At 47.5% G+C, this 24,033-nt stretch carries 28 protein-coding genes; 3 read left to right on the forward strand and 25 right to left on the reverse strand.

Annotated elements, in window-relative coordinates; all coding sequences use genetic code 11:
* Positions 1 to 22 precede the first annotated feature (22 nt).
* From dxs to spoIIIAA, 19 genes are all read right to left on the reverse strand, one after another.
* Complete coding sequence (gene dxs / locus MKX75_RS18980) at positions 23 to 1,930, reverse strand: 1-deoxy-D-xylulose-5-phosphate synthase (protein ID WP_076333252.1); 1,908 nt, start codon at positions 1,928 to 1,930, stop codon at positions 23 to 25.
* A gap of 281 nt (positions 1,931 to 2,211) precedes the next feature.
* On the reverse strand, positions 2,212 to 3,135 hold the full coding sequence (locus MKX75_RS18985) for a polyprenyl synthetase family protein (RefSeq protein WP_082762803.1): 924 nt from the start codon (positions 3,133 to 3,135) through the stop codon (positions 2,212 to 2,214).
* Positions 3,110 to 3,367 (reverse strand): exodeoxyribonuclease VII small subunit, encoded by a 258-nt coding sequence (gene xseB, locus MKX75_RS18990; RefSeq protein ID WP_017687599.1) that lies wholly within the window; start codon positions 3,365 to 3,367, stop codon positions 3,110 to 3,112. Before xseB ends, MKX75_RS18985 begins: the two co-directional genes overlap by 26 nt.
* Entirely contained in the window at positions 3,357 to 4,721 is a 1,365-nt protein-coding gene (xseA, locus tag MKX75_RS18995; protein WP_076333253.1) for an exodeoxyribonuclease VII large subunit, read from the reverse strand. The genes xseB and xseA overlap by 11 nt, the downstream gene beginning before the upstream one ends.
* 10 nt (positions 4,722 to 4,731) lie before the next feature.
* A complete protein-coding gene (gene folD / locus MKX75_RS19000) occupies positions 4,732 to 5,589 on the reverse strand; it encodes a bifunctional methylenetetrahydrofolate dehydrogenase/methenyltetrahydrofolate cyclohydrolase FolD (protein WP_076333254.1) in 858 nt (285 codons plus the stop codon).
* A 117-nt stretch (positions 5,590 to 5,706) separates the two neighbouring features.
* On the reverse strand, positions 5,707 to 6,159 hold the full coding sequence (nusB, locus tag MKX75_RS19005) for a transcription antitermination factor NusB (protein ID WP_076333255.1): 453 nt from the start codon (positions 6,157 to 6,159) through the stop codon (positions 5,707 to 5,709).
* 221 nt (positions 6,160 to 6,380) lie between these two features.
* Positions 6,381 to 6,614 carry a DUF2273 domain-containing protein gene (locus MKX75_RS19010; protein WP_017687595.1) on the reverse strand — a complete coding sequence of 78 codons (234 nt, stop codon included), beginning with the start codon at positions 6,612 to 6,614 and terminating at the stop codon, positions 6,381 to 6,383.
* A gap of 14 nt (positions 6,615 to 6,628) precedes the next feature.
* Entirely contained in the window at positions 6,629 to 7,168 is a 540-nt protein-coding gene (amaP, locus tag MKX75_RS19015) for an alkaline shock response membrane anchor protein AmaP (protein ID WP_017687594.1), read from the reverse strand.
* A gap of 145 nt (positions 7,169 to 7,313) precedes the next feature.
* Entirely contained in the window at positions 7,314 to 7,724 is a 411-nt protein-coding gene (locus tag MKX75_RS19020; protein WP_017687593.1) for an Asp23/Gls24 family envelope stress response protein, read from the reverse strand.
* A 217-nt stretch (positions 7,725 to 7,941) separates the two neighbouring features.
* On the reverse strand, positions 7,942 to 9,285 hold the full coding sequence (accC, locus tag MKX75_RS19025) for an acetyl-CoA carboxylase biotin carboxylase subunit (RefSeq protein WP_062835268.1): 1,344 nt from the start codon (positions 9,283 to 9,285) through the stop codon (positions 7,942 to 7,944).
* A 55-nt stretch (positions 9,286 to 9,340) separates the two neighbouring features.
* A complete protein-coding gene (accB, locus tag MKX75_RS19030; protein ID WP_036614903.1) occupies positions 9,341 to 9,805 on the reverse strand; it encodes an acetyl-CoA carboxylase biotin carboxyl carrier protein in 465 nt (154 codons plus the stop codon).
* Positions 9,806 to 9,944: 139 nt separating this feature from the next.
* Entirely contained in the window at positions 9,945 to 10,775 is an 831-nt protein-coding gene (locus MKX75_RS19035) for a SpoIIIAH-like family protein (RefSeq protein ID WP_076333257.1), read from the reverse strand.
* A 66-nt stretch (positions 10,776 to 10,841) separates the two neighbouring features.
* Positions 10,842 to 11,480: a stage III sporulation protein AG gene (gene spoIIIAG / locus MKX75_RS19040; protein ID WP_062835270.1), complete on the reverse strand. Its 639-nt coding sequence runs from the start codon at positions 11,478 to 11,480 to the stop codon at positions 10,842 to 10,844.
* Between the two features lie 15 nt (positions 11,481 to 11,495).
* Entirely contained in the window at positions 11,496 to 12,326 is an 831-nt protein-coding gene (spoIIIAF, locus tag MKX75_RS19045) for a stage III sporulation protein AF (protein WP_339166407.1), read from the reverse strand.
* A gap of 32 nt (positions 12,327 to 12,358) precedes the next feature.
* Entirely contained in the window at positions 12,359 to 13,549 is a 1,191-nt protein-coding gene (spoIIIAE, locus tag MKX75_RS19050; RefSeq protein WP_339166408.1) for a stage III sporulation protein AE, read from the reverse strand.
* Between the two features lie 20 nt (positions 13,550 to 13,569).
* On the reverse strand, positions 13,570 to 13,959 hold the full coding sequence (gene spoIIIAD / locus MKX75_RS19055) for a stage III sporulation protein AD (protein ID WP_017687586.1): 390 nt from the start codon (positions 13,957 to 13,959) through the stop codon (positions 13,570 to 13,572).
* A 31-nt stretch (positions 13,960 to 13,990) separates the two neighbouring features.
* On the reverse strand, positions 13,991 to 14,194 hold the full coding sequence (spoIIIAC, locus tag MKX75_RS19060) for a stage III sporulation protein AC (RefSeq protein WP_017687585.1): 204 nt from the start codon (positions 14,192 to 14,194) through the stop codon (positions 13,991 to 13,993).
* A gap of 29 nt (positions 14,195 to 14,223) precedes the next feature.
* Positions 14,224 to 14,742 (reverse strand): stage III sporulation protein SpoIIIAB, encoded by a 519-nt coding sequence (gene spoIIIAB, locus MKX75_RS19065; RefSeq protein ID WP_062835273.1) that lies wholly within the window; start codon positions 14,740 to 14,742, stop codon positions 14,224 to 14,226.
* The gene (spoIIIAA, locus tag MKX75_RS19070; RefSeq protein ID WP_076333260.1) at positions 14,735 to 15,739 is read right to left on the reverse strand and encodes a stage III sporulation protein AA; all 1,005 of its coding nucleotides are present in this window, start codon (positions 15,737 to 15,739) and stop codon (positions 14,735 to 14,737) included. Before spoIIIAA ends, spoIIIAB begins: the two co-directional genes overlap by 8 nt.
* Positions 15,740 to 16,001: 262 nt before the next feature.
* Here spoIIIAA and MKX75_RS19075 point away from each other — a divergent pair, with 262 nt between their 5' ends.
* Positions 16,002 to 16,751: a 2-phosphosulfolactate phosphatase gene (locus MKX75_RS19075; protein ID WP_076333261.1), complete on the forward strand. Its 750-nt coding sequence runs from the start codon at positions 16,002 to 16,004 to the stop codon at positions 16,749 to 16,751.
* 86 nt (positions 16,752 to 16,837) lie between these two features.
* Here MKX75_RS19075 and MKX75_RS19080 read toward each other — a convergent pair whose 3' ends face one another.
* The 5 genes from MKX75_RS19080 to MKX75_RS19100 all read right to left on the reverse strand — a co-directional run bounded on the left by MKX75_RS19080 (position 16,838) and on the right by MKX75_RS19100 (position 21,363).
* Positions 16,838 to 18,091, reverse strand: coding sequence for an aspartate kinase (locus MKX75_RS19080; protein ID WP_145148911.1), 1,254 nt, complete (start codon positions 18,089 to 18,091; stop codon positions 16,838 to 16,840).
* 189 nt (positions 18,092 to 18,280) lie between these two features.
* Positions 18,281 to 18,838 (reverse strand): elongation factor P, encoded by a 558-nt coding sequence (gene efp, locus MKX75_RS19085; protein ID WP_339166411.1) that lies wholly within the window; start codon positions 18,836 to 18,838, stop codon positions 18,281 to 18,283.
* Between the two features lie 313 nt (positions 18,839 to 19,151).
* Entirely contained in the window at positions 19,152 to 20,225 is a 1,074-nt protein-coding gene (locus MKX75_RS19090; protein WP_062835277.1) for a Xaa-Pro peptidase family protein, read from the reverse strand.
* Positions 20,226 to 20,264: 39 nt separating this feature from the next.
* On the reverse strand, positions 20,265 to 20,708 hold the full coding sequence (aroQ, locus tag MKX75_RS19095) for a type II 3-dehydroquinate dehydratase (RefSeq protein WP_339166413.1): 444 nt from the start codon (positions 20,706 to 20,708) through the stop codon (positions 20,265 to 20,267).
* 76 nt (positions 20,709 to 20,784) lie between these two features.
* A complete protein-coding gene (locus MKX75_RS19100; protein WP_062835279.1) occupies positions 20,785 to 21,363 on the reverse strand; it encodes a YqhR family membrane protein in 579 nt (192 codons plus the stop codon).
* 213 nt (positions 21,364 to 21,576) lie between these two features.
* Here MKX75_RS19100 and MKX75_RS19105 point away from each other — a divergent pair, with 213 nt between their 5' ends.
* Positions 21,577 to 22,569, forward strand: a complete 993-nt coding sequence (locus MKX75_RS19105) for a DUF1385 domain-containing protein (RefSeq protein WP_062835280.1) — start codon at positions 21,577 to 21,579, stop codon at positions 22,567 to 22,569.
* Positions 22,570 to 22,574: 5 nt separating this feature from the next.
* The gene (locus MKX75_RS19110) at positions 22,575 to 22,907 is read left to right on the forward strand and encodes a hypothetical protein (RefSeq protein ID WP_062835281.1); all 333 of its coding nucleotides are present in this window, start codon (positions 22,575 to 22,577) and stop codon (positions 22,905 to 22,907) included.
* A gap of 61 nt (positions 22,908 to 22,968) precedes the next feature.
* Here MKX75_RS19110 and MKX75_RS19115 read toward each other — a convergent pair whose 3' ends face one another.
* On the reverse strand, positions 22,969 to 23,970 hold the full coding sequence (locus MKX75_RS19115; RefSeq protein WP_076333263.1) for a patatin-like phospholipase family protein: 1,002 nt from the start codon (positions 23,968 to 23,970) through the stop codon (positions 22,969 to 22,971).
* Between the last annotated feature and the right edge of the window lie 63 nt (positions 23,971 to 24,033).

Consider the following 24,033-nt stretch of genomic DNA (forward strand, 5'->3'; position numbering starts at 1 on the left):
CTCTTTCTCCTATCAAGTAAATTTACGAAGGAAAACGTGTTTTGGGCAGGCCGTAAGATGATTGAACAGCCATGTTGCGCAGTTCAGCACATACATTCTCAACGGTAAGACCTACTTCCTCACGTTGTTCCTTAATACTGCCATGCTCGATGAAGCGATCCGGAATCCCCATCAGCTGTACATGTACATCATGCAATCCCTGTTCTGCATAGAACTCCAGTACCGCACTGCCCATGCTACCCGCTTGGGAAGTTTCTTCAAGTACAATCAATTTGGTGCCTCGAACAGCCAAATCACGCAGCATTTGCTCATCCAGAGGTTTGAGGAAGCGAGCGTTAATTACGCCTGCTGTAATACCTTCCCGTTTCACCAACTCCGCTGCTTCTTCTGCAAGTTGCACCATCGAGCCTGAAGCGATGACAGCATATCCTTCGGATGGACGGAGTTGCTCCCATGTTCCAATTGGTATTGGTACAAGCACATCATCCAGAGGTACCCCCACCACATTGTTTCGTGGATATCGGTATGCAATTGGACCTTCATTATAATCAAGCGCCGTTTTCATCATATGACGCAATTCGTTTTCGTCTTTTGGCATCATCAGAACGATATTTGGAATATGGCGCATAAATGCCACATCGTATACCCCTTGATGTGTCTCGCCATCCGGACCAACAAACCCGGCACGGTCAATGGCAAACATCACGTTGGCGTTATGACGGCAAATATCATGTACAATCTGATCATAAGCACGTTGCATAAACGTAGAATACACGGCAAAGACCGGCTTCAGGCCTTCCATAGCCAGTGCAGCACACATGGTCGCCGCATGCTGTTCTGCGATACCAACGTCAATCATGCGATCCGGAAATTCCTTACTGAACGGAATAAGACCTGATCCTGTAGGCATTGCTGGCGTTACAGCTACGATCCGCTTATCCTGCTTCGCAAGATCAATCAGAGTCTGACCGAACACTTCAGTGTACATCGGTTTCCCCACTGCCTTCAGCACTTGACCGGATTCAATTTTGTACGGAGAAATCCCGTGCCACTTGTGCGAATCGGCTTCTGCTGGTTGATAACCTTTGCCTTTGGTTGTAAGCACATGAACGAGCACTGGTCCATCCACGTTATCCGCCTGTTTGAAGGTTTCGATCAATTTGGGAATATCATGCCCATCAATCGGTCCCAAATACGTAAAGCCCAGTTCTTCAAAAAGAACACCTGGTACCATCATATATTTGACACTGTCTTTGATCCAGCTTGCCGATTTGGCCAAACGGTCCCCAATGGCAGGGATTTTTTTAAGCATTCCCTCGACATCATCTTTCGCTTTCAGATAATGACGATCCGAACGAATTTTGCTCAAATATTTATGCATGGCCCCAACGTTTGGAGCAATGGACATTTCATTATCATTCAGAATAACCATCAGTTTTCTCTGCTCATGACCAATGTGATTGAGGGCTTCAAATGCCATACCACCTGTAAGCGCTCCATCACCAATCATCGCGATGACTTGATTGTCCTCACCCTTCAGATCACGTGCAAGGGCCATCCCCATCGCAGCGGACAATGATGTACTGCTGTGTCCAGCTTCCCATACATCATGTTCACTTTCGTTGCGTTTGACAAACCCGCACAGGCCGTTATGTTGACGCAATGTATCAAAGCGATCCATACGCCCTGTCAGGACTTTATGCACATAAGCCTGATGCCCTACATCGAATATCATTTTGTCTGCTGGACTGTTATAGCAGTAATGCAGGGCTACCGTGAGCTCAACCACTCCTAAGTTGGGTGCGAGATGCCCCCCTGTAACGGACAGCTTCTCAATCAGAAACTGCCGGATCTCTGCCGACAAAAGCGCAAGATCATCCTGAGACATCGACTTTAGATCACTGGGTTGTTTAATTTGTGGAAGCAGCACGAGAATCTCCCCGCTTTCCTAGATTGTTTGATTGTTGTTGTAAATCCATATATACATTATGAATCAAATGACATTAAATCATTATAACATAAAAGAACAAGAATCATAATTTACTGCACTATACTCCCGATAACGAGCATTTTCGCCAGCAAGTTATATAGAATCCTTCTCCATATGTATTCCCGCATCCACTCGGGACAGACTTTTTCCATCCACTCAGAAAAAGGACATTACATTCATTACACGATTATACAGGTTTTGAAACAGCACACCATCAGAATCTAATGGTCTCGACTCATCAGATAATCCGCAATTTCCAGCAATCTGGATGCATCAGGTAACTCGGCTCTTTCAAGTGCATCTTTTGCAGATTGAGTAAGGGATTTCACCTCAGCTACAGAAGCCTCCATGCCAATAAAATAAGGATATGTTACCTTCTGCTGATTCACATCGCTCTGTGTTTTCTTACCCATCTTTTGCTCGTCGCCCGTCAGGTCGAGAATATCATCCTGAATCTGGAACGCCAGCCCCAGATCACGACCAAACACACGCAAGGCTTCCAATTGTCCTTCCGTTGCTCCACCAATTCGTGCTCCAGCAATGAGAGAGAAAACAATCAGATCACCCGTTTTGTGCAAATGGATATATTGAAGCTGTGAAAGATCGGTCATGCCTTGCTCACCTTCCATATCCGCGACTTGGCCACCGACCATGCCTCTTGCTCCAGCAAGTTCGGACATGTCCTCTACGATGGACAGCAACGCATCTGCCGTCACACCGCTGCGACGACCCGCTTGAACAATGCTATAAAAAGCATGAGTTAGCAACGCATCGCCCGCCAATATGGCGGTTGCTTCACCATATACCTTATGATTCGTTAATTTTCCCCTGCGGTAATCATCATTATCCATCGCAGGCAGGTCGTCGTGGATCAGTGAATAGGTATGAACCATCTCCACGGCGCAGGCTACCGGCATTGCAGCTGTACGCTGTGCACCGAAGGCTTCCGCCGCAGCAACGACCAGAAGAGGACGAAGGCGTTTGCCTCCGGCCATAAGTGAGTACTGCATCGCATCCGTCAGCGATTGGGGTACATCCCAGTGATCGGGAAGAGTGTGTTTCAACTCTTCTGTCACCTCAGCTGTGACCTCCTCAAGGTATGCTTGAAACGAAGGACGATTACTCATGGACTTCACCGCTCTCATCGTCAGCAGTTCCGAAGGGCTTCTTGCGAAGCTCTCCATCTTCTTCTACGATCATCTCGATCTTGCGTTCCACTTGTTCCAGTTTCAGACCGCAAAGTTGCGAAAGTTTCATCCCGCGCTGAAACAGATCGATGGCCTGTTCCAACGGAACATCACCATGCTCAAGCTGACCTACGATGTCTTCCAATGCCGCCATTGCCTCTTCAAAATTCAATTCCGGTTCATTCGCCATGGGTATTGTCGTCCTCCTTCATTCCCCAAACCTGACAGTCCAGCTGTCCGTCTGTTAATTTAATCTTAATTGAATCTCCAGGCTGTACATCCTTCGTCGACTTGATCAATCGCTGTTCTTGCTCGTCATAGACCAGGCTGTATCCTCGAGACATGACTTTAAGCGGGCTAAGTGCATCCAGATGCCGCACAGATGATTTCCACTGTTGCTGCTTTGATCTGGTTATGGATCTGATCGCAAGTTCCAGTTGTCTGCGTGCTGCCGCATTCTCACGACGTGCTGCATTGACCTGATCACGAGGATTGAATCGTTGCAGTGCCGCCCGAAGACGCTCTTGCTTCTCTCCCGTCCATTTCATGCGCGTATCCACGGTTCTTAATAACCGTTGATGCATCATATCCAGTCGTTCCGTGTGCTGCATCAAGGTACGTCTTGGATGAACAAGCACAGGCGAACGCTGCAATCTCGCGAGCCGTTCACGATTATGCACAGCACGCTGACGCAGGCTGTGTTGTAACTGACGCTGACGTTGTGAGATCTGATCGAGCAACTCAGCTCGATTAGGTACAGCGAGCTCCGCAGCAGCCGTAGGTGTCGCCGCACGTAAATCAGCCGCAAAATCAGCAATGGTAAAGTCCGTTTCATGTCCAACCGCAGAGATAACAGGTATATCTGAAGCGACGATCGCTCTTGCCACAATCTCCTCATTGAAGGCCCACAATTCCTCTAGCGAACCGCCTCCGCGTCCAACGATGAGTACATCAGCTTCTCCCATCCGGTTCAAGTTGCCAATTGCCTTAACAATGGAAGGTGCGGCACCTTTTCCCTGAACCAGAACAGGATATAAAACAACTTTGGCAGAAGGATATCTGCGCTGGAGTGTTATCATGATGTCCCGTACCGCTGCACCCGTGGGTGAAGTTACAACACCGATCGTCTGTGGATAACGTGGGATCTGTCTTTTTCGCGAAGGTGAAAATAACCCTTCATCCTCGAGCTTTTTCTTGAGCTGTTCGTAAGCCAGATACAGACTCCCAATCCCGTCCGGTTGCATATGGGTAGCATAGAATTGATACTGCCCATCCCGTTCATACACCGAGACATTACCACGAGCAATAACCCTTGCACCCTCCTTCGGTACAAAGGGTAATCGCTGGTTATGGGACGCAAACATAATCGACTTAATCCGGCTGTCCTTGTCCTTCAATGTAAAATACATATGGCCGCTGGAGTGATGTGTGAAATTCGAAATCTCCCCGCGTAGCCAAACGTCCGACAGGACCTGATCCGATTCCAGTTTCATTCGAATATATCGGTTCAGGTCTTTGATGGAGTAGATTTTTTGATCTGCCACAGACAAAACCCTAGGCCAATCCGTGAGCGCGCTTGGCAGCGATCAATGTATTTTGCATCAGCATTGTGATTGTCATCGGACCAACACCACCTGGAACCGGTGTAATTGGACCAGAAACTTCTTTCACACTCTCGAAATCAACGTCTCCTGCCAGTTTGCCATTCTCCAAACGGTTCATGCCGACATCGATAACAACAGCACCCGGTTTCACAAAATCAGCATCCACAAAATTAGCACGGCCGATGGCTACAACTAGAATGTCCGCCTGGCGTGTAATTTCTTTCATGTTGGCTGTACGGGAATGACACATGGTTACCGTCGCATTCTCACGTTGCAGCAACAGCGATACCGGTTTGCCCACAATATTGCTTCTTCCGATGACTACCGCATGTTTACCGGACATTTCCAGTCCAGTACGCTTGATCAGTTCGATTACACCAGCCGGGGTACATGGAAGCAGACTATCGTCTCCAATGACAAGATTACCTACATTCACTGGGTGGAATCCGTCTACATCTTTATCCACGGCAATCGCATCAATAACCGCTTTCTCTTCGATATGCTTCGGTAGTGGAAGTTGAACCAAAATTCCGTTAATGGATTCTTGATTGTTCAGCTTGTCTACCAGCGAGAGCAGATCTTCTTGGGACGTGTTTGCATCTAAGCGATGCACTTCGGAGTAGAATCCGAGGTCATGACATGCTTTTTCTTTATTACGCACATATACTTGGGATGCCGGATCTTCGCCGACGAGCACAACAGCCAGACCAGGTACTACCCCCTGTTCGCTAAGCTGTTTTACTTCTGTTGTCATGCTTGCGCGGATCTCTTGGGATACTTCTTTACCGTTAATAATAGATGCTGTCATTGTACTCTCTCTCCCTTATGTGAATATAAATTTAGAGGTTGTTCAAAAAAACCGCTTTTGATTACGAAGGGTACTGAAAACCGGTCCTTTTGAACACGCACTATAGTTAATAATAACTTAAGATAATTTTGCTTTAATAGCGTCAACTTCCTGAATCATGCGTCCAAGTACGCCATTGACGAACTTGCCAGATTCATCTGTGCCAAAATATTTGGACAGTTCAATCGCTTCATTGACGGATACCTTTGCCGGAATGTCATCACGGAACACCATTTCATACGTAGACAGTCTTAGAATCTGGCGATCCACACGTGACAGACGGCTGATCTGCCAACCTTTCAAATAATCCACCAGCAGCCCGTCAATCGCTTCTTTATTGTTCCAGGCTCCTTGTACAATCTCAGTAACATAGGTACGCATTACATCTGCATCGCGGATAACCACTTCGGTTTCATTATCTTCAGCGGCTTCATTGATCAGCATGTTCACAGCTTCTGCTGCGCCTACCTCATTCATTTCCATCTGATACAGACTTTGTACTGCAATTTCCCTTGCCAAACGTCTTTTCATGTCCTGCCTCCTGCAGCGCTCCGTCTGGAGCGTCATCATGCTTATTTTAAAATCATGCAACCATCACATCATATCCTGTATCGGATAGATCAATGGCTTTCACGGTATTGTTATTGTTATCCCTTTTCACAAAAAAACCTGCAATACGTTTCCTCCAAAAAACGGGCAACCTAAACTACAGCTCTATTTTCGGAAGAAACATATTGCAGGGTTCAGGCAGGTCACTTAAACGGACGCCAGCGATCGCCGAGCCATTGTCCCCACTCCCTCCAGGGAATGGACGAACCCAGCTTCGAATCGCTTCGTCTGCCTAACGTATAACCGATGAACACCAAGAGTGCAAAGAACAACATATCCCAAAAACCGATCCATACATAAAGAAATCCAAAAAAGATGCCGCCGATAATTCCGGTAATTCGGCCTCTGTGACTATCCCAAATCTCTTTCCACAGCATCAGTGAAACTCACCTCATTCCACTCGACTCTTGTAGTTAGGCGACTGGGTTACATTAGCGATATACACCGTGACAAAAGATACCGGAATACCCGTAATCTCTTGTACATGATCATGTATCGCCTTTTGCAGATCAGAAGTCAGCGCAGGAATAGGTGTCTCTCCATCCACTACCGCACGGATCATAATCTCCAGTCCTGACTCAACCACACGTATGCGTGCCTTGACATCACGTACTCCCCGGAAACGGGAAGTCGCCTTCAAACAGAGATTCTCAATCGTCTCCATCGAAATCTGTACATCACCAAACTCAGTACGTTGATCCACAGACGGCAACGATGCACGCTCACGCCGAACCGAGATGTAGAAAAATCGCAAACTCAGGATAAACAAAATCGCTGCTGCAATAACCGACGCAACAATAACGTTTTGTTCCTGCTGGTAATTCAATTCGTAAGGCAGCACACCGCTGATCAGAAGAATGACGGCTGCCGATATTGCTCCAACGCTTATGCTGTATATAAACAACAGAAGCCGATCCAGTATTTTAGCCACGAACTGCACAGCCTCCCTTGCTCACTAACATTACTTACCTGTTCACTAGCAAAAAATCAGATCCTCATCTAGCTTTCGCTATCATGAAGACCTGTCCAAGACGGGATAACCCCCGGCAGTTGATGCCGGGGGAATCTGTCTTCTTTTATTTTACGCGCTGACTGTTCAGGTCGATCTCTTCCACTTTCTCGGTGCTCTTGAACTGAACGTCATGAATGTGCACATTCACTTCATTCACATTCAAGCCTGTCATGTTCTCGATGGAACGTTTCACGTTCTGTTGAATCTCCGTAGCCACCTGTGGCAGACGGTATCCGTACTCGATAATTACGGAAACATCAACTGCAGCTTCACGTTGGCCTACTTCAACTTTAACGCCTTTGGAAAGGTTTTTGCGACCAAGCAATTCAGCAAATCCGCCAGCGAATCCGCCACTCATGCCTGCAACACCTTTCACTTCAAGGGTCGCCAATCCAGCAATCACTTCAATAACTTCAGGTGCGATCTGGATTTCACCGATATCCGTTCGTTCAAATTCAGTCGGTAGTGTACTCATAACTGTTCAACACACCTTTCGCGAGATAAGTTTGCGGCCATCCGTCAGGGCGCTGGACTCAGGTCAATCAACCCTCAGAACCCTTCCGGTCCGGCTTTACCGGAACTCCTGCAAACATCCGCGAGGTGCGGGCTTATCCTTTGCAGGAGACATGCGCTCTTATTATTCATACTATATCATTTGGGCTACATTATGACAAACAAGCCCAATATACCTTTTAAATCTCGTTTTCCTCAAGGAATTTGATATCAAAGTCACCACGAATGAACGTTGGGTGCTCCAGCAATTTTTGATGGAAAGGGATTGTTGTGGATATGCCTTCAATGGCAAATTCCCCAAGCGCACGTTTCATCTTGGCAATCGCTTCTTCACGATTCGCCCCCCACACAATCAACTTCGCGATCATGGAGTCGTAGAAAGGTGAAATGGTATAACCGGGATAAGCAGCACTATCTACACGTACGCCCGGTCCTCCCGGTGCAAGGTAGAATCCGATTTTGCCTGGTGATGGCATGAAGTTACGGTCCGGATCTTCTGCATTGATGCGACATTCAATGGCCCAGCCATTGATAACCACGTCTTCCTGACGGAATGAAAGTGGATTGCCTTCAGCTACCGAGATCATCTCACGAATCAGATCCACGCCAGTAACCATCTCGGTTACCGGATGCTCTACCTGAATACGCGTATTCATCTCCATGAAATAGAATTCGCCATTCGGGCTGAGCAGGAACTCCAATGTACCCGCTCCCGAGTAATCCACAGCAAGGGCTGCCCGTACCGCAGCTTCCCCCATCAGTGTGCGCACATCTTCGGAGAGGATCGGACAAGGAGCTTCTTCTACCAATTTCTGGCGACGACGCTGAACCGAGCAATCACGCTCTCCTAAGTGTGCTGCATTTCCGTGTTTATCAGCAATGATCTGAATTTCCACGTGTTTCATACCTGTCAGGAATTTCTCCAGATATACACCTGCATTGCCAAATGCCTTTTGTGCTTCCTGCTGAGCAGCAGTAATCTGCTTAATCAGCGTTTCTTCATCTTCGGCGATACGAATTCCCTTACCTCCACCACCAGCAGTCGCTTTGATAATGATAGGATATCCGATGTCTCTAGCAATCATGATGGCTTCATCCATATTTTCAACGAGGCCGTCTGATCCAGGAATAACAGGTACTCCTGCATCTTTCATCGTTTGTTTGGCAACAGCCTTGTCCCCCATTTTGGTAATGGCTTCAGGTGAAGGCCCGATGAATGTGATGTTGCAGGAACCACAGATTTCTGCAAAATCAGCATTCTCCGCCAAAAAACCGTATCCAGGGTGGATTGCATCACATTCCGTCAGTGTAGCTACACTCATCAGGTTGGTGAAGTTGAGGTAACTGTCCTTGGACAGTGTCGGTCCGATACAGTAAGCCTCATCTGCAAGACGAACATGGAGAGAATCCTTATCTGCTTCCGAATAGACGGCTACCGTTGAGATGCCGATTTCGCGGCAGGCACGAATAATACGTACCGCAATCTCTCCACGGTTCGCAATCAGTATTTTTTGAAATTTCATTTCGTTTTGTCCTCCTTCGAAGCTCATGCGGTTAGCTGTTAACCAGCTATAACGGTTATTCCGGTTTCACCAGAAAAAGGGGCTGTCCATATTCGACCAGCTGTCCGTTCTCAACCAGCACTTCAACGATTTCTCCCTTGATGTCAGCATCAAGCTCGTTCATCAGCTTCATAGCTTCGATGATACATACCGTTGTTTTCTCAACAACTTTATCACCAGCGCTCACAAAAGGACCCGCTTCCGGCGAGGAAGCTCTGTAAAAAGTACCTACCATCGGAGATACAATTTTATGTAAATGACTTGTAGTATCGACCTGCGGTGCAGCTTCACTTACCACTGCTGCCGGCTGTACTTGCGGAGCAGCAATCATTTGCGGTTGCACAGCAGCTGCTTGAACATACTCCGTTTTGCCCGGTTTGCGGATCGATAACCGTGATCCTTCATTTTCAATTTCCAACTCTTGAACGGAACTTTCATCTACCAGTTTGATCAGTTCTTTGATCTCACTCAATTTAAACATTTCCATTATTCACTCCTTCGGCATCATGCCAGTCTCACTAGGACGGTCATATGGCTTTATGTATTATATCATAATCGTTAAAAATGGAAAGAGCCCGAGAGTACAACCAGCTCCCGGGACTGCATTTCCATGATTTGGATTACTGTTCTGTAACGTATTGAACACTGATTTTGTTCTGGGAAACTGCCAATTCTTTCATGACCAGATCCACAATAGATACCGCCTGTTTTACATCCAGTTTGTCACTGAGGACCACAACTTTATACTTGTCGGCATCTTCTTGAACGATCGCATTAGCGAACTGTTGAGAGAGCGTCTCCTCAATGCCAGTGATTTTAGCTTCTTTTTCTTCCAGTGTACGGAGTTGCTCCGTTGCTTTGGCATTTTCCTCTGGCGTTTTGCTCAGATCACCTGCGACGGTCATCAGTTCCTCATACTTGCGATTGTTGCTTTCCTCACGTTGCCACTGGTAGTTCTGGAATTGGCTGCTCGCGGATGCTGTCGTATTCTGCTCTTCCATTTCCTTGAGGACTTCCTCATCCGTTTTCGTTGCAGTGCCTTCTGTCTGACCTTCCGTCTCTGGTGTGGTTGCTGCACCTTTGTCGGTTTCCTTGTCAGCTTCTTTGCCTGCTTCACCCTTATTCTCGCCTGATTCGACAGCAGGTGTTTTCTCTGTATTTCCAGTTTCTTTACCTTCCGTAGCCGCCGGTTCTTCCACAGCGCCAGGCGCACTTGGATCACTTTCAACTTCGCCGCTATTCACCACTTCATTCACAACCAAACCTTCTGTTGGATCAAGAATGCCTGCTGTCTCCTTTGCTTCCCCTTGCTTGATTCCATCAACTTGCTGACTGTCAGCCACTGGTGCATTGACTGGACCGGAATCCTCAGTGAACAGATAATACGCGGACAAAATGACCATCAGACTCAGCATGGAAACGAGCCATACCGTTTGACGTTTGTTATTCATTAGAACTTCCTCCTCAAATTGGCTTCAATCTTATGAGAATTGAATCTTGTGATTCATCACACCCGATTAGTCTTGTTTGCGCGGTACAACCGAGATCCGGTATGCTGCTACATTCAGTCCTTTTTCCACAGCATCGGTTATCAGGTCCTTCACAACCTTGTTCTCTGCACCCCTCGCAACCACAAGCACCCCACGGATCTGCGGTTTGAGCTTTTTGGTCACTATGGGTGTCTGATCCCCTGATATTTCGTACGTGATAATCTCGCCATCGCGGGTATACTGCGTCATATGTCGCTTGCCCCCGTTAGCATCGGTTTCTTCGGTAAGTTGCTGAGAATCCTTCACATTCCGCTGAACGACCAGTTCCTCTGTGGAATCCACGGTAACCATTACATCCACCGTTCCCACACCAACAATGTTTTCCAGCACAGATTTGATTTTGTCCTCGAATGCAATTTCGATTGCCTGAAAAGGGTTCTGATCCATCGGAGCACTCTGTATGGATGCCATGGATGTTGCCGGGTCCGGTGGTTCACGACCGATATTTTCGGAATCAATTTTTTTGACATTGACGAAGGAATTGAACAGCATGATTCCCACTCCGATCAAACCGAGGATAATCAGCCAACGGAAGGTTTGGCTCCGCCTTGCCCCGCCTTCCCCGCCACCCATCCAGGTTTCCATCTTTTTGAACCATTGTTTCATCGGACACCCTCCTTCTCAGAGCACTTCAGCACTTTTCGGTTCTTTCACTTGAACTTTGTTCGCATCAACATCCCACTTTTCAGTCAACAAAGTAATAATCTGCACCGCATGATCGGACCTTGTGGATGTCTCACCTTGCTGCTTCGTCTCATCCGCCTGATCTCGTATAACAGGCTCGGAAGGCACTTCATTTCCATCATGTTGACTTTTACTCACATCAACCTGTACATCAGGCACTTCAATCTGACCAATCTGGATGGGCTGCTGTGTTAGCTGCGATTCATCCTTCTCTGATTCTGTGTCTGTTCCGAATATGGGCTGTGTATTTGCAGCAATTTCTTGCTGCCTTGACTTCACTCCTTCTCCTGCATCCTCTCCTGCCATTTCGACCACCACACGCTGGATCACAGGTAGTTCGACTGACGAGGCAGCTTCCATTTCCGTTTCATACTTACTCATCGCCAGTTGTACCTCTACGGACCGAACCTTTGCTCCTGTTGTTTCTTCAATCTGGCCTTTCATGACATTAGCCAGTTCTTTCGCTGTCCATTGCAGGGATTGTTCCTGTTCGCCCGCTTGCAGCCGCTTGCCCTGAGCCAGAATCTGTTCGAGCGTTGCATTCCCATCCGATGGAGCGTCCATTGCCGTCATTGCGCGTTTCAGCTCGCCAACCGGATCACTTCTGAGGAGCTTTGTTATCGGTGATAAAAGGGTCAGCAGGATGAGAAGGCTCAGCACAAGCTTGACATAACGTTCCATGGATCGATTGGGCAACAGCATATCCACGAAAGTCGCCAGCAGAACGATCATGATCAATTCCTGGAGCCAGTTGCTCAGCCACCCCATCCTTTTCCAACCCCTTTCTTGCCAACATACATTCAGCGCATCATGACAGTTAGATTCCCCGCAGTCAGCAGGATGGTGATTGCCAAGAAAAACATCAGCCCAACGGCTGCCAGCGCCGCAAATACGTAGATCATGCTCTTGCCAATGGCTTGCAGGCATCCTACAATCGGGGTGTCTCCTAGCGGTTGCATGATGGCACCAGTGACGTTATATATCAAGGCAAGAGCCAGAATCTTGAGTGCCGGAAAGGCGCATAGAAACAGAATGATGATCACTCCGGTGAGTCCGATTGCATTTTTAACAAGTAAAGAAGCTGTAATTACCGTGTCCGTCGCATCTGCAAATGTCCTGCCCACGACAGGCACAAAGTTACCTGCAATGTATTTGGCGGCTTTCAAGCTGACCCCATCTGCTACAGAGCCCGATGCTCCCTGAACCGAGATTACACCCAGAAACATCGTAAGCAGGATACCCAGTAGCGCTACGCTAATATTGCGCAGGAGGTCTGCCAGCTGTGTCAGCTTGTACTTGTCAGACAATGAACTGACGAGATGCAGAACAGCCGAGAAGAAGAGTAGCGGAAATACCAGCATGTGAATCAATGTACTCACCAGATGGATCATGAAAATAATGAGCGGATGGGTCACGGAGACGGTGATGACGTTACCCATGGACGCGAGCAGTGTGAATAACAACGGTACCATTGCCATCATAAAGTTGATCATGCCGGTTATGGCATCCTTGGCGTATCCAATCGCCACACTGAAGCTGTTAATCGCAATGATGATGATGACCATGTAACAGATGGAGTAGGCGATTTTGCTAATATTATTTTTCTCAAATGCAGTCTGAAGGGTCTCCAGGATCATGCTGAGTACGCTTAACATCACAATCGTGACCAGAAGCTTGCCATTATATAAAATTTCATGCAGCATGAAGGTTCCTATGGCTACAAACACCGATTTCAGGCTGAATCCTTCATTGCCGGGGATTAACATATCCATGAAGGAAGGGGTTTTCCCATCCGGGAAGAAACCACCGTATTGTTGCATCAGTTGATCCCAGTATTTCTCCACCTGATCCTTGGGAAGCTGATCGGCCTGCTGCTCCATCCACTCGCCAGAAGGCGAGCTTGCAGTAACCTGTCCCAGGATACCGAACAGAAAACAGAGCATCAGCACAACCGTAAGGCGCCATCGCGGCTTATGATGCATTGATTTCATATGAAGTCCGCACGCCCTTTCTACACCGGCATCAGCTTCATGACGGTTTCGATAATAATGCTGATGATCGGTATAGCAAGTACGAGGATTAACACCTTACCAGCCAGTTCGATCTTGGACGCAATGCTCTCCTGGCCTGCATCCCTGACGATCTGTGCGCCAAATTCAGCAATGTATGCTATGCCAATAATTTTCAGCACCGTTTTCAGATAGATACTCTCCATGCCTGAATTCTCAGCCAACCGCTTCAACACTTCGATGACTGCACCGATCTTGCCAATCAACAACATGAAGATCACAATGCCAGTCGCAGCAGCAATCAGAAAAGCAAACATCGGCTTCTGTTCTTTAATGACCAGAATGAGCACTGTTGCGATGAGCGCCAAACCTACAACTTGGATAATTTCCACAGGTCACCACCATCCGGCTTCATGACCGTTTTCATTGAAAAAGAAATATCGATTTGATCTCTTGTAGCAGGCTGTCCAGCATACGGACCACCATGAACAATACAACGACAAATCCGATTACGGTCACCCAGTGAGCCATATCTTCCTTTCCCATTTGTTTCAGTACCGTGTGAATCATGGCAATAATGATTCCGATACCCGCAATTTGAAAGATTGCGTTCACTTCTAAATTCATGACCTTGGCACCTCACTATCCCGGCTATTTCAGAAGATCAGAATGACGATTAACGCTCCGACAAGCATCCCGAGGCTTCGGCTCATTCGTTCATATTTCAGTTGATCGGCCTGGGCACGGGATTCCTCATGCATTAGTTGTTGAATGGCTAACGATATATGTTTGGTCTGATCCTGACGGTCACTTGTGCCAAGGCTGAAGCTTAATTGCAGCATGACTTCCCGCTCGTCAGCCTTCATGGCCGATCTCCCCCACGCCAGATCCACACCTGACTGCAGACTTTCCCGGGCAGTGAGTCCATGAGGAGGTTCCATCTGTGTGGCTGCATGAAGGAACAGCGTCTTTACAGGTTCTTTGGTCTGGGCTCCCATCTTGCCCATGGCATCGGGAAGGGGAGTGAGCCCATAGTTAATCTCCGTCATTAATCGCTGGAGGGCTGCAATGAGTTCTCGCAACTGTCTCGGTCTTAATGCATATTGTCTGGCCTTGTAAAAACCGGCGAGAGTGCTGGCTAACAGAATAATCACCGCACCTAGCATGTTAACCAAAGGCTTCACCTCCTGCCCCGGTCTGCTGCAACACACGCATTTTGCCATCAGCCAGCCGAAAGGTCATGCCCCGGCTCGTCCGTTGCAGCTGGACATAACGTTGAAACATCTGCTCCGCAATTAAGGTTCTGAGCGCGGGCCTGGCCGACAACTCTGATAGGTCACGGCCATGAGCAGTCGCGATCACAGAGACACCTGCATGCAGGGCTTCCATCACCGCCTCAGCATCCTCCGGACGACCGATCTCGTCCACAATGAGGACATCGGGCGACATGGAGCGAAGCATCATCATCATGCCCTCAGCCTTCGGACAACCGTCCATGACATCTGTTCGTGGGCCTACGTCGAATCCAGGTACTCCTTTGTAGCTCCCGGCGATTTCGGACCTTTCATCCACAATGCCCACTTTCAGACGCGGACGTATTCCCTGAACCAGTTCACTGCCCCCTGTAAGCTTCGTACCACTGCTAATTTGTCTCGCCAGATCTCGCAGTAACGTCGTTTTTCCTTGTTGAGGCGGTGAAAGGATCAATGTATGGAAGACCTGTCCGCTCTTCATGTCGAGAAGATAAGGAAGGATACGATCAGCCACTCCATGTACCTCACGCGCTACCCGAACATTAAATCCGTTGATGTCGCGCAGATATTCGACACGCCCACCACTTAGTACCGTTCGGCCAGCAAGTCCAATTCGATGTCCCCCGGGTATGGTGATGAACCCTTTGCGCAGTTCCTCTTCCAATGTATAAAGTGAATGGTTACTGATCAGATCCAGCAACCTGTGAGTCACCTCTTTCTGAGGAACATACGCTTCTTCCGGTTTCCCTGTCGGGCTACCTTGAGATGTCAGGAAGTGGTATGTGTTGCCTGCATTAATCTCCAGGGGTCTGCCTTCACGAATACGTACTTCCTCCACTTGTTCCAACAGAGCGGGTGGCATTCTTCCGAGAATAGTTCGGATCGGTTCCGGAAAAAGTTCCTTCCAGTTCACCTTCATGAGTAGGCTCCTCCAACCTTGAGATCATATGGTTCACGCTTCTGGCGCTTGTTCATATCTCAAGTTTATGCCTGTACATTTAATTTATGACGCTGAAATCTATCATTTCTTCAGAATACGGTTGAGAGTTAAAACCATAGATGCACCTCCTGTTCTAGGCACCCGTCTAGATGTGCATGCATATAGTAATTGCAGATAGGTAAGTTCCATTCAGCTTCAAAAAGAACTACCGATCCCCAGATACAGAAAGGAGTTGTGGGGAGTGCGAGTTGATGTGGTAGGCAATGTGAATGAAGTACGTACCATTGATATTGCAGGGCGAAGTGCGGTTGTTATTGATGTATTGTGTACGACCAGCACGATTGTTACGGCCCTGGCGCATGATGCTGCGGCTGTAATTGCCGTAGAGACGGTTCCGCAAGCCAAGCAGATGGAAGTGAAAGATTGTATTCGAGGCGGAGAGCGTTTTGACAAAAAAATTAGCGGATTCGAGGTGGGTAACTCCCCCTATGAATATATGACTGAGGACATTGCAGATAAAACGATCATCCTGACCACAACCGATGGAACCCGAGCCTTGATCAAAGCTTCCAGGGCGAAACATGTACTAGCTGGATCATTTCTCAATGTCAGGGCTGTCGCAGCAATTCTGTGCGAACTTCAACGAGATGTATTGCTGTTATGTGCGGGGAATCAGGATGAATTTGCACTGGAGGACGCCTTGTGTGCTGGATGTATCATCGACGAACTGCACCGTCAATCCTGTTCTCCCATCCAACTAAATGATCTAGGCATAGTACTTTATCAGGCGGTATCCCAATGTCAGGAAAGCATCCCGGAGCTGGTGCAGGGGTCTGTTAGCGGGCGTAGACTTGAAAAGTTAGGCAGGGTTCATGACATTTCATATTGCTCTCAATTAAATCTGCTGGATTGTGTTCCCGAGATGGGGGAAGGGAACCGCATGCAACCTTATAGAGGCATACGCGGGGGGAAGATATTCAAGTTGCTGTGAGAATGACTATGAGAAAAACAAAAAAGGTGCACTGCTGCCCGTTGGCAACAGTACACCTTTGCTATGTTTGCATATGCAGAAAATTGTTATCTGCGATCTTGAGGTCCACCAATAACGGCTTGCTCAGCAGTGTCGAGATCATATGCTGTATGCAATGCCTTAATAACGTCATGCAGCTTATCTCCGTCAATGACACAAGATACTTTGATCTCGGAAGTGCTCACCATCTTGATGCTCACGCCCTCAGCGGAAATGACTTTGAACATCTTGGCAGCTACACCCGGGTGACTAACCATGCCTGCGCCAACAATGGAGATTTTAACGAGGTTCTCTTCAGATGTGACTTCACGGTAAGGCAAGCGGCTGTGAAGGCCTTCAATGACACGCAATGCGTTCTCACGATCAGACAGCGCAACAGAGAACGAGAAATCCGCTTTGCCATCCATCACTCCGCTCTGAACGATGATGTCCACATCTAGCTGATTGGATGCAAGCGCACCAAATACTTCAGCCAGAACTCCTGGTACATCCGGCACACCCAAAATACTGATGCGAGCCACGTTTTTGTCATAGGCAATCCCACTAACCACTACGCCTTGTTCCATTGCTGCTTCCTCCTTCACAACCGTTCCTTCATTATGGTTAAAGCTGGATCTTACAATTAAAGGTACACCGGAATGCTTCGCGTACTCTACTGCACGCGGATGCAGCACCGCTGCTCCCAAATTAGCGAGTTCCAGCATTTCGTCATACGATATTTCCTTCAGTTTACGCGCAACCTTAACGATCCGCGGGTCTGTAGAATAGATTCCATCTACATCCGTATAGATCTCACACGCATCAGCCTTAATGGCTGCGGCCAGCGCTACAGCTGTTGTATCCGAACCACCACGCCCCAGCGTTGTGATCTCGCCGTCTTCCGTCATGCCCTGGAAGCCTGCAACAATAACAATGTTGCCTTCAGCAAGCGCTGCATTCACACGGTCGGGATGAATATCATGAATACGTGCTTTTCCGTGAACCGGCTCTGTGCGGAATCCCGCTTGCCAGCCCGTAAACGATACTGCCTTCCGTCCAAGCGCTTGAATAGCCATCGATAACAAGGAGATCGAAATCTGTTCTCCTGTCGTTAAGAGCATATCCATCTCACGAGCAGGCAGATCACTATTCAGTTGTTTTGCCTGATCAATCAAATCATCAGTTGTATCCCCCATGGCCGAAACCACGACTACACACCGATGTCCTTCATCAGCTTTTTCTACAACACGTCCGGCTACACGCTTCATGCGTTCAGTATCTCCGACCGAGCTGCCCCCAAATTTCATGACGTACAATGACAACGCAAATCCACTCCCTACCTTGTGCAGTATGCATATTGATGTCCATCGTCATTATTCTCTACGAGAAATGACTTTAACCCAGTATATTACGAAAGCGACTGATAGGCTAATCTTTTTTCGAAAAAACCCTCTGCCAAAGGAATGGCAAAGGGCTGTTAATAACCTTTTGTAGCTTACAGGTTGTGAAAGTTACGCACGGGAAGAGTATTTACCTTCACGTGTATCAATCAGGAGAACGTCACCTTCGTTAATGAACAAAGGAACCTGTACGTTCAAGCCTGTTTCCACTTTTGCATTTTTGGTAGCACCTTGTGCAGTGTTACCTTTAACGCTTGGCTCAGTCTCGACAACTTTCAACTCAACGCTTGTTGGCAAGTCAATTCCGAGAATTTCACCTTGGTAGCTCACGATCTTAACGACCATGTTTTCTTTCAGGAAGTTCAATTCCCATTCCAGTTGATCACTAGTCAATGTGAACTGGTCATAAGTTTCGTTATCCATGAACGTGTGCTCTGTACCACTTGCATACAGGTAGGATACGCCACGGTTTTCGATGATCGCACGACCAATCGTTTCACCAGCACGGAATGTTTTTTCAACGGTGTTACCATTACGCAGGTTTTTCAATTTGGAACGTACGAAGGCAGCGCCTTTACCTGGTTTAACGTGTTGGAAATCAAGCACGGTATAGATATCGTTATCTACTTGCACGGTCAAGCCTGTTTTAAAATCGTTTACTGAAATCACAAAAAATCCCTCCTGATATGGTTGAAAAGTAGGTGATATAAGACGATGGGTTAATGTAAAGGTGGATTTAACTGAATCCATGGCTACGTGCGGCGAGACCGTTCCGGTTACGGATCGTTCCTTAGATCACTGTTGTCTCCCCATTTTCATGATTAGAATTACATAAGGTTGAAAATGGGGAGACAAAGGCGAACGCTATCGCTTCTTCAGAATCGATTCCGTCTCCTCCACTAGTTCGCTGGTTGTCCATTACGATTCAGAAAATAACCCATCTATAAATTAATAATCGCCCTATATCCCTGGTGGCTATAATTTAGCCGATTACGGTGAACTTCTTGTCCGACTTCGTGAGAATATGAATACCCGTCTCGGTAATCACTACGTCATCCTCGATACGCACGCCGCCAAGCCCGTCAATATATATACCCGGTTCAACGGTAACAACCATACCCGGTTTCAATACATCGTCGCTAAGCTTGGACAAGCGAGGAGCTTCGTGAACTTCCATACCCAGACCGTGGCCTGTGCTGTGTCCGAATTGATCTCCATATCCGTGACCTGCAATGATATCACGAGCCAGTGCATCTGCTTCCCGTCCGGTCATGCCCGGTTTCAGGTTCTCCAGCGTATGTAACTGAGCTTCCAGTACAATGTCATAAATTTTGCGCAGTTCAGGTACAGGTGTGCCTGTTGCAATGGTACGTGTCAGATCTGAACAGTATCCGTCCAAAAGTGCACCGAAGTCAAATGTAATTAACTCATTTTGTCCGATGACCTTGCTGCTCGCTACACCGTGAGGCATAGCGGAACGTTCACCCGATGCTACAATCGTGTCGAACGAAGAGGACGTTGCTCCATGTTTGCGCATGAAAAACTCCATCTCCAGATCCACTTCACGCTCCGTCATGCCTGGTTTTGCAAACTGCAAAACGTGGCTGAACGTGGCATCCGCCAGATCTGCTGCTCTCTGCATGACCGCAATCTCTTCTTGATCCTTGAACATGCGAAGTTGTTCCACAATTCCGGATACAGCTTTCAGTTCAATAGACTGAAGTGCTTCAGCATAAGCAGCGTGCGTTCCGAATGTAACACTATCCTGCTCAAAGCCAACTTCTTTAATATTTGCCGATGCCAGCAATTCGCGCACCGTATCCATCGGCTTAGCTCCATGCTCCACAACGGTAAATCCTTTGGCTTGCTGAGGCGCTTGTGACATATAACGGAAATCAGTCAGCAAATATGCATCCTGTTCCGTAATCAGCACATATCCCGCCGAGCCTGTAAAGCCCGTCATATAGCGACGGTTAATCGGGTTTGTAATCAGCATTGCTGCGAGTTCACGCTCACGCATGGCTTCACGCAACTTATTTACTCGTTTGTTTTCCATCGGTAACCCTTCTTTCTCTCACATTCCCGGGTTCCCGGCTCAGGTTTGTTTGTCCAGATGACGCACAAGAGCCAGCAATCCCAGTTCATAGCTTACTTCGCCAAATCCGGCAATCTGCCCGATTGTTTCCGCTGCAATCACTGAATGATGTCTGAACGCTTCGCGTGCATGAATGTTGGATAGATGTACTTCCACCGTAGGGACTTTTACAGCATTGATTGCATCACGTATAGCATAGCTATAATGGGTAAATGCTCCGGCATTCAGTATAATTCCTTCTGCCTCACCCATTGCTGCATGAATGCGGTCAATGATGTCCCCTTCATGGTTTGATTGATAAAAAGCGATGGAGACGCCAAGTTCATCAGCCTGTCTGCGAATTTTGTCCTCAATATCCTTCAGACTAAGCGTTCCATAGATGCCCGGTTCACGTACACCAAGCATGTTCAGGTTCGGACCATTGATCACAATAATTCGTTTCATCGCTGCTCCACCCTCTCTGCAAATAACCATCTGCTATTTTAACACAGGCATTGCCGGATTGAGAAGCTTTTTTGCGCTATGCCCCCGCTTGCTCCGGCTCGCGTTTGCGTTCATCCGTATACTCCATGGCTACCGTGTAACCAATGAACAGCCCCCATAACAAAAAGAAACAGAGTTCCGTGATGATCGAATCCCACGTTAAATCGTTCAAAGGCTTCATCATCCCCAGTTTTGGTCCTACCAGTATAAAGAGAATCAGCCACCAGACGATTCCATACACCATGCCGGGTATAGGTCCTTTCAGTTTTCGAATCGTGAACGTGTAAAGCAAGGAAGCCAAGATGGAAAAGACGATAAAAAACAGCCAGCCTGTCAAATGCCCAGCTGCGGTATATATATATTCATGTTTGAAAAAAGGCTCGGCCAGAAATCCCACCGGCACAATTGTAAAATGCAACAGATAGAATAGCCAGTGTAGCCCACCCCAGATAAAACCGGCAAAGAAGCCAAGCTCTAACGCAAAGGAAAATGGCTTGGTGTAGTAGTGTGCTTGACCTTGCCTTTGGGTAGCGCGCCTGCCCTTGTCTTTTTGCTGCCGTTCTTTCGGACGTTGACCTTCATCTTGTGATGTATCTTCATGCTTGCGTTCTGTCATCGATATTCTCCTTCATCCAGTTAATAAAGCCGCATTATGCCCCGAATTTTTGGTCTGATTCTACGAGGTAGTATGTTCAAAACATGACAATCTTAACAACACTCTTCAAGGTTTGACTCACAAACTAGAAATTGCTCTTAAAATTCGATACAATAGGGTTATTAAACTGCCTTTGATCGCGAAGGCCTAGAACAGAATAGGAAGGTGAATAATTTGCCTCAACAATCCAAGCCTGTCAGCTATGGGGGGCAAGCTGTCATTGAAGGCGTAATGTTCGGTGGGAAACATGTCAACGTTACAGCTGTTCGTAGAAAAGACGGCGAAATTACGTATCTGGAAGTTCCCAAGCAAGACAAGTCCTGGGTCACGAAATTGCGGCGGATTCCTTTATTACGCGGAATTGTCAGCATTATAGATTCAAGTGTCAAAGGTAGCAGACATCTCAATTATTCTGCTGACGCCTATGCTGATGATGAACTGGAACCGGAAGAAAAAGCCAAGCAAAAAGAGAAAGAAGGTTCGGGCTGGAGCCTTAGCATGATCATTGGTGTAACTGCAGTAGCTATCCTTTCATTCCTTTTTGGTAAAGTTGTGCTGACACTGCTTCCTGTTGTTATCGAGAATTTTCTATTTAAAAATGCATTCGACAATCAGTTTTTGCATAATTTACTGGAAGGCGGCATTAAGCTGATCCTGTTACTCGCCTATCTCTGGTTAATCTCACAGACGCCTATGATCAAACGTCTCTTCCAGTATCATGGAGCGGAACACAAGGTGATCAGCGCTCATGAAGCCGGCGAAGAATTGACACCAGAGAACGTGCAAAAGTACAGCCGACTGCACTACCGTTGCGGAAGCAGTTTCATTATGTTGACTGTCATTATTGGGGTGTTTCTCTACTCCCTCTTCACGTACGATAACCTCTGGGAACGGATGGGCCAGCGTTTGCTGTTGTTGCCTGTTGTACTGGGCATTTCTTTTGAACTGTTAAAGCTTACGAACTCCGTACGTGATATTCCTGTACTGCGTTATCTCGGATACCCGGGATTGTGGCTGCAATTGCTGACAACAAAAGAACCGACCAATGAACAGGTTGAAGTATCGATTGCTTCGTTCAATCGTATGCGTGAGTTGGATGCCAAGCTCGCCAATGTCTCTGCCACATCAGAAGTACCTGTTGCAACACTCGATCCTGTGAAAGGGTGAATGATATGAACAAGCAGGCAATCTTATTTTGGACGTTCATCGCACTAGCTGCTGTTGGAGTCTTGACTTGGTTGGGGAGCGCAAGTCCATCCAGGATCATTATTCCACTGGTCGTGTTCGGAGCTGTATTCCTGCTGTATAAGTATCCGCCTCGTCGCTGGGCACAAAAAGCCAAATCACCGAAGATTAAGCCATCGGCACGTACCATGGCGAAAGTCAATGCACAGTCCGGTGCCAGAAAGAGCAGCGGCTCTTCAAAGAAACGCAAGGATTATCCTTTCCAAGTGATTCAGGGACAAAAAGGTAAAAGCGATGAAGATATACCGAAATTTCACTAAAACCTATGGAACATACAAAAAAGCAATTCTCTCAACAAGCGGAGAATTGCTTTTTTCACGTTTATACAGGGATCAGAGGCGGGACTTCCGCCTGTTTCTTGCGCAGTTCTTTTCTTTGTTTGTCCAACTGATCACCATACATTTTCGTATTCCACCCATTAAAAAATTCAGTTCCCGCAGTAGCACCAGAACGATATAAAGCCGTACTGTCCTGTAACGATAAATGAAACTGCGTCGGTTTAATCCCAAGCGTTGGTATCTTCACTGTCCGAAACCGGTTAATCTGTTCGATATAGCGCTCATCATGTGCTGTGAGCATCGTCTCCACAAGGGCCTGAAGCATGCTTAGCGGTCCTTTAATCCGGGCAGGTTCCACTTCCGTCTTACCCACCATTTTGAATCCGACAACCGGAATAACGTCTCCCCCTCGTTCTGTACGATCCCCATCAAAGAGCCACAGCGGAAAATTGCTAAGCAATCCACCATCCACGACATATACGAACTGATCTTGAAAAGGTAGACCTTTGGAGAATACCGGCGATTTGCGTATCACGACCGGATCGAAAAAATACGGAATACTGCAACTCATACGTACCGCTTTCGCAACATCCAGCTTGGCAGGATCGATTCCGAAACGCCGAATATCGTCCGGCAGCACCAGAATGGTGCCATTGGATATATCTGATGCGGTAATAAGCAGCTTGCCTTGGGGCAAGTCAGCAAAGGTGCGAATACCTTTCTGCTCCAGCATCTTGCGAATCCAAGATTCAAGCGCTTCTCCCGAATACAGTCCTTTCTTCAAGAACAGCCTAGCTGCGGGTCCGATCCATCGGGTATTAAATATGGGGGAACGACGCAGCAATGAAGCAAACGGCGTATTCTCAATAATGACTTTCATCTCTTCGGCCCGGTAACCCGCCGCCAGCAGTGCAGCTACTATGGAACCAGATGATGTGCCTGCTACGCGATTAAACTGAATGCCGCAGTCTTGAGCACCCTGCACAGCACCCGCAAGCGAGATTCCCTTGACGCCTCCACCTTCAAACACCGCGTTAATTAACACAACAAAACCCCCGTTCTCCAGGCAGCCACGTTTCTACTGCCACTCTATGAGAACAAGGGTTTG

Origin of the sequence: Paenibacillus sp. FSL R5-0341 (assembly GCF_037975235.1) — a bacterium.
Lineage (GTDB): Bacteria > Bacillota > Bacilli > Paenibacillales > Paenibacillaceae > Paenibacillus > Paenibacillus amylolyticus_A.

Bases quoted from the DNA above. Each gene is read 5' to 3' on its own strand.
- aroQ (WP_339166413.1), bottom strand. From the start codon at position 20,708: ATGAAACGAATTATTGTGATCAATGGTCCGAACCTGAACATGCTTGGT.
- MKX75_RS19090 (WP_062835277.1), bottom strand. From the start codon at position 20,225: ATGGAAAACAAACGAGTAAATAAGTTGCGTGAAGCCATGCGTGAGCGT.
- MKX75_RS19020 (WP_017687593.1), bottom strand. From the start codon at position 7,724: ATGAGTACACTACCGACTGAATTTGAACGAACGGATATCGGTGAAATC.
- spoIIIAF (WP_339166407.1), bottom strand. From the start codon at position 12,326: ATGGGGTGGCTGAGCAACTGGCTCCAGGAATTGATCATGATCGTTCTG.
- spoIIIAG (WP_062835270.1), bottom strand. From the start codon at position 11,480: ATGAAACAATGGTTCAAAAAGATGGAAACCTGGATGGGTGGCGGGGAA.
- accC (WP_062835268.1), bottom strand. From the start codon at position 9,285: ATGAAATTTCAAAAAATACTGATTGCGAACCGTGGAGAGATTGCGGTA.
- xseB (WP_017687599.1), bottom strand. From the start codon at position 3,367: ATGGCGAATGAACCGGAATTGAATTTTGAAGAGGCAATGGCGGCATTG.
- spoIIIAC (WP_017687585.1), bottom strand. From the start codon at position 14,194: ATGAATTTAGAAGTGAACGCAATCTTTCAAATTGCGGGTATCGGAATC.
- spoIIIAE (WP_339166408.1), bottom strand. From the start codon at position 13,549: ATGAAATCAATGCATCATAAGCCGCGATGGCGCCTTACGGTTGTGCTG.
- MKX75_RS19035 (WP_076333257.1), bottom strand. From the start codon at position 10,775: ATGAATAACAAACGTCAAACGGTATGGCTCGTTTCCATGCTGAGTCTG.
- spoIIIAA (WP_076333260.1), bottom strand. From the start codon at position 15,739: ATGAAGGTGAACTGGAAGGAACTTTTTCCGGAACCGATCCGAACTATT.
- accB (WP_036614903.1), bottom strand. From the start codon at position 9,805: ATGTTTAAATTGAGTGAGATCAAAGAACTGATCAAACTGGTAGATGAA.
- MKX75_RS19100 (WP_062835279.1), bottom strand. From the start codon at position 21,363: ATGACAGAACGCAAGCATGAAGATACATCACAAGATGAAGGTCAACGT.
- nusB (WP_076333255.1), bottom strand. From the start codon at position 6,159: ATGAAAAGACGTTTGGCAAGGGAAATTGCAGTACAAAGTCTGTATCAG.
- MKX75_RS19010 (WP_017687595.1), bottom strand. From the start codon at position 6,614: ATGCTGTGGAAAGAGATTTGGGATAGTCACAGAGGCCGAATTACCGGA.
- MKX75_RS18985 (WP_082762803.1), bottom strand. From the start codon at position 3,135: ATGAGAGCGGTGAAGTCCATGAGTAATCGTCCTTCGTTTCAAGCATAC.
- folD (WP_076333254.1), bottom strand. From the start codon at position 5,589: ATGACAGCATCTATTATTAACGGTAAAGAAGTATCCCAAGAGATCCGC.
- MKX75_RS19110 (WP_062835281.1), top strand. From the start codon at position 22,575: ATGAACAAGCAGGCAATCTTATTTTGGACGTTCATCGCACTAGCTGCT.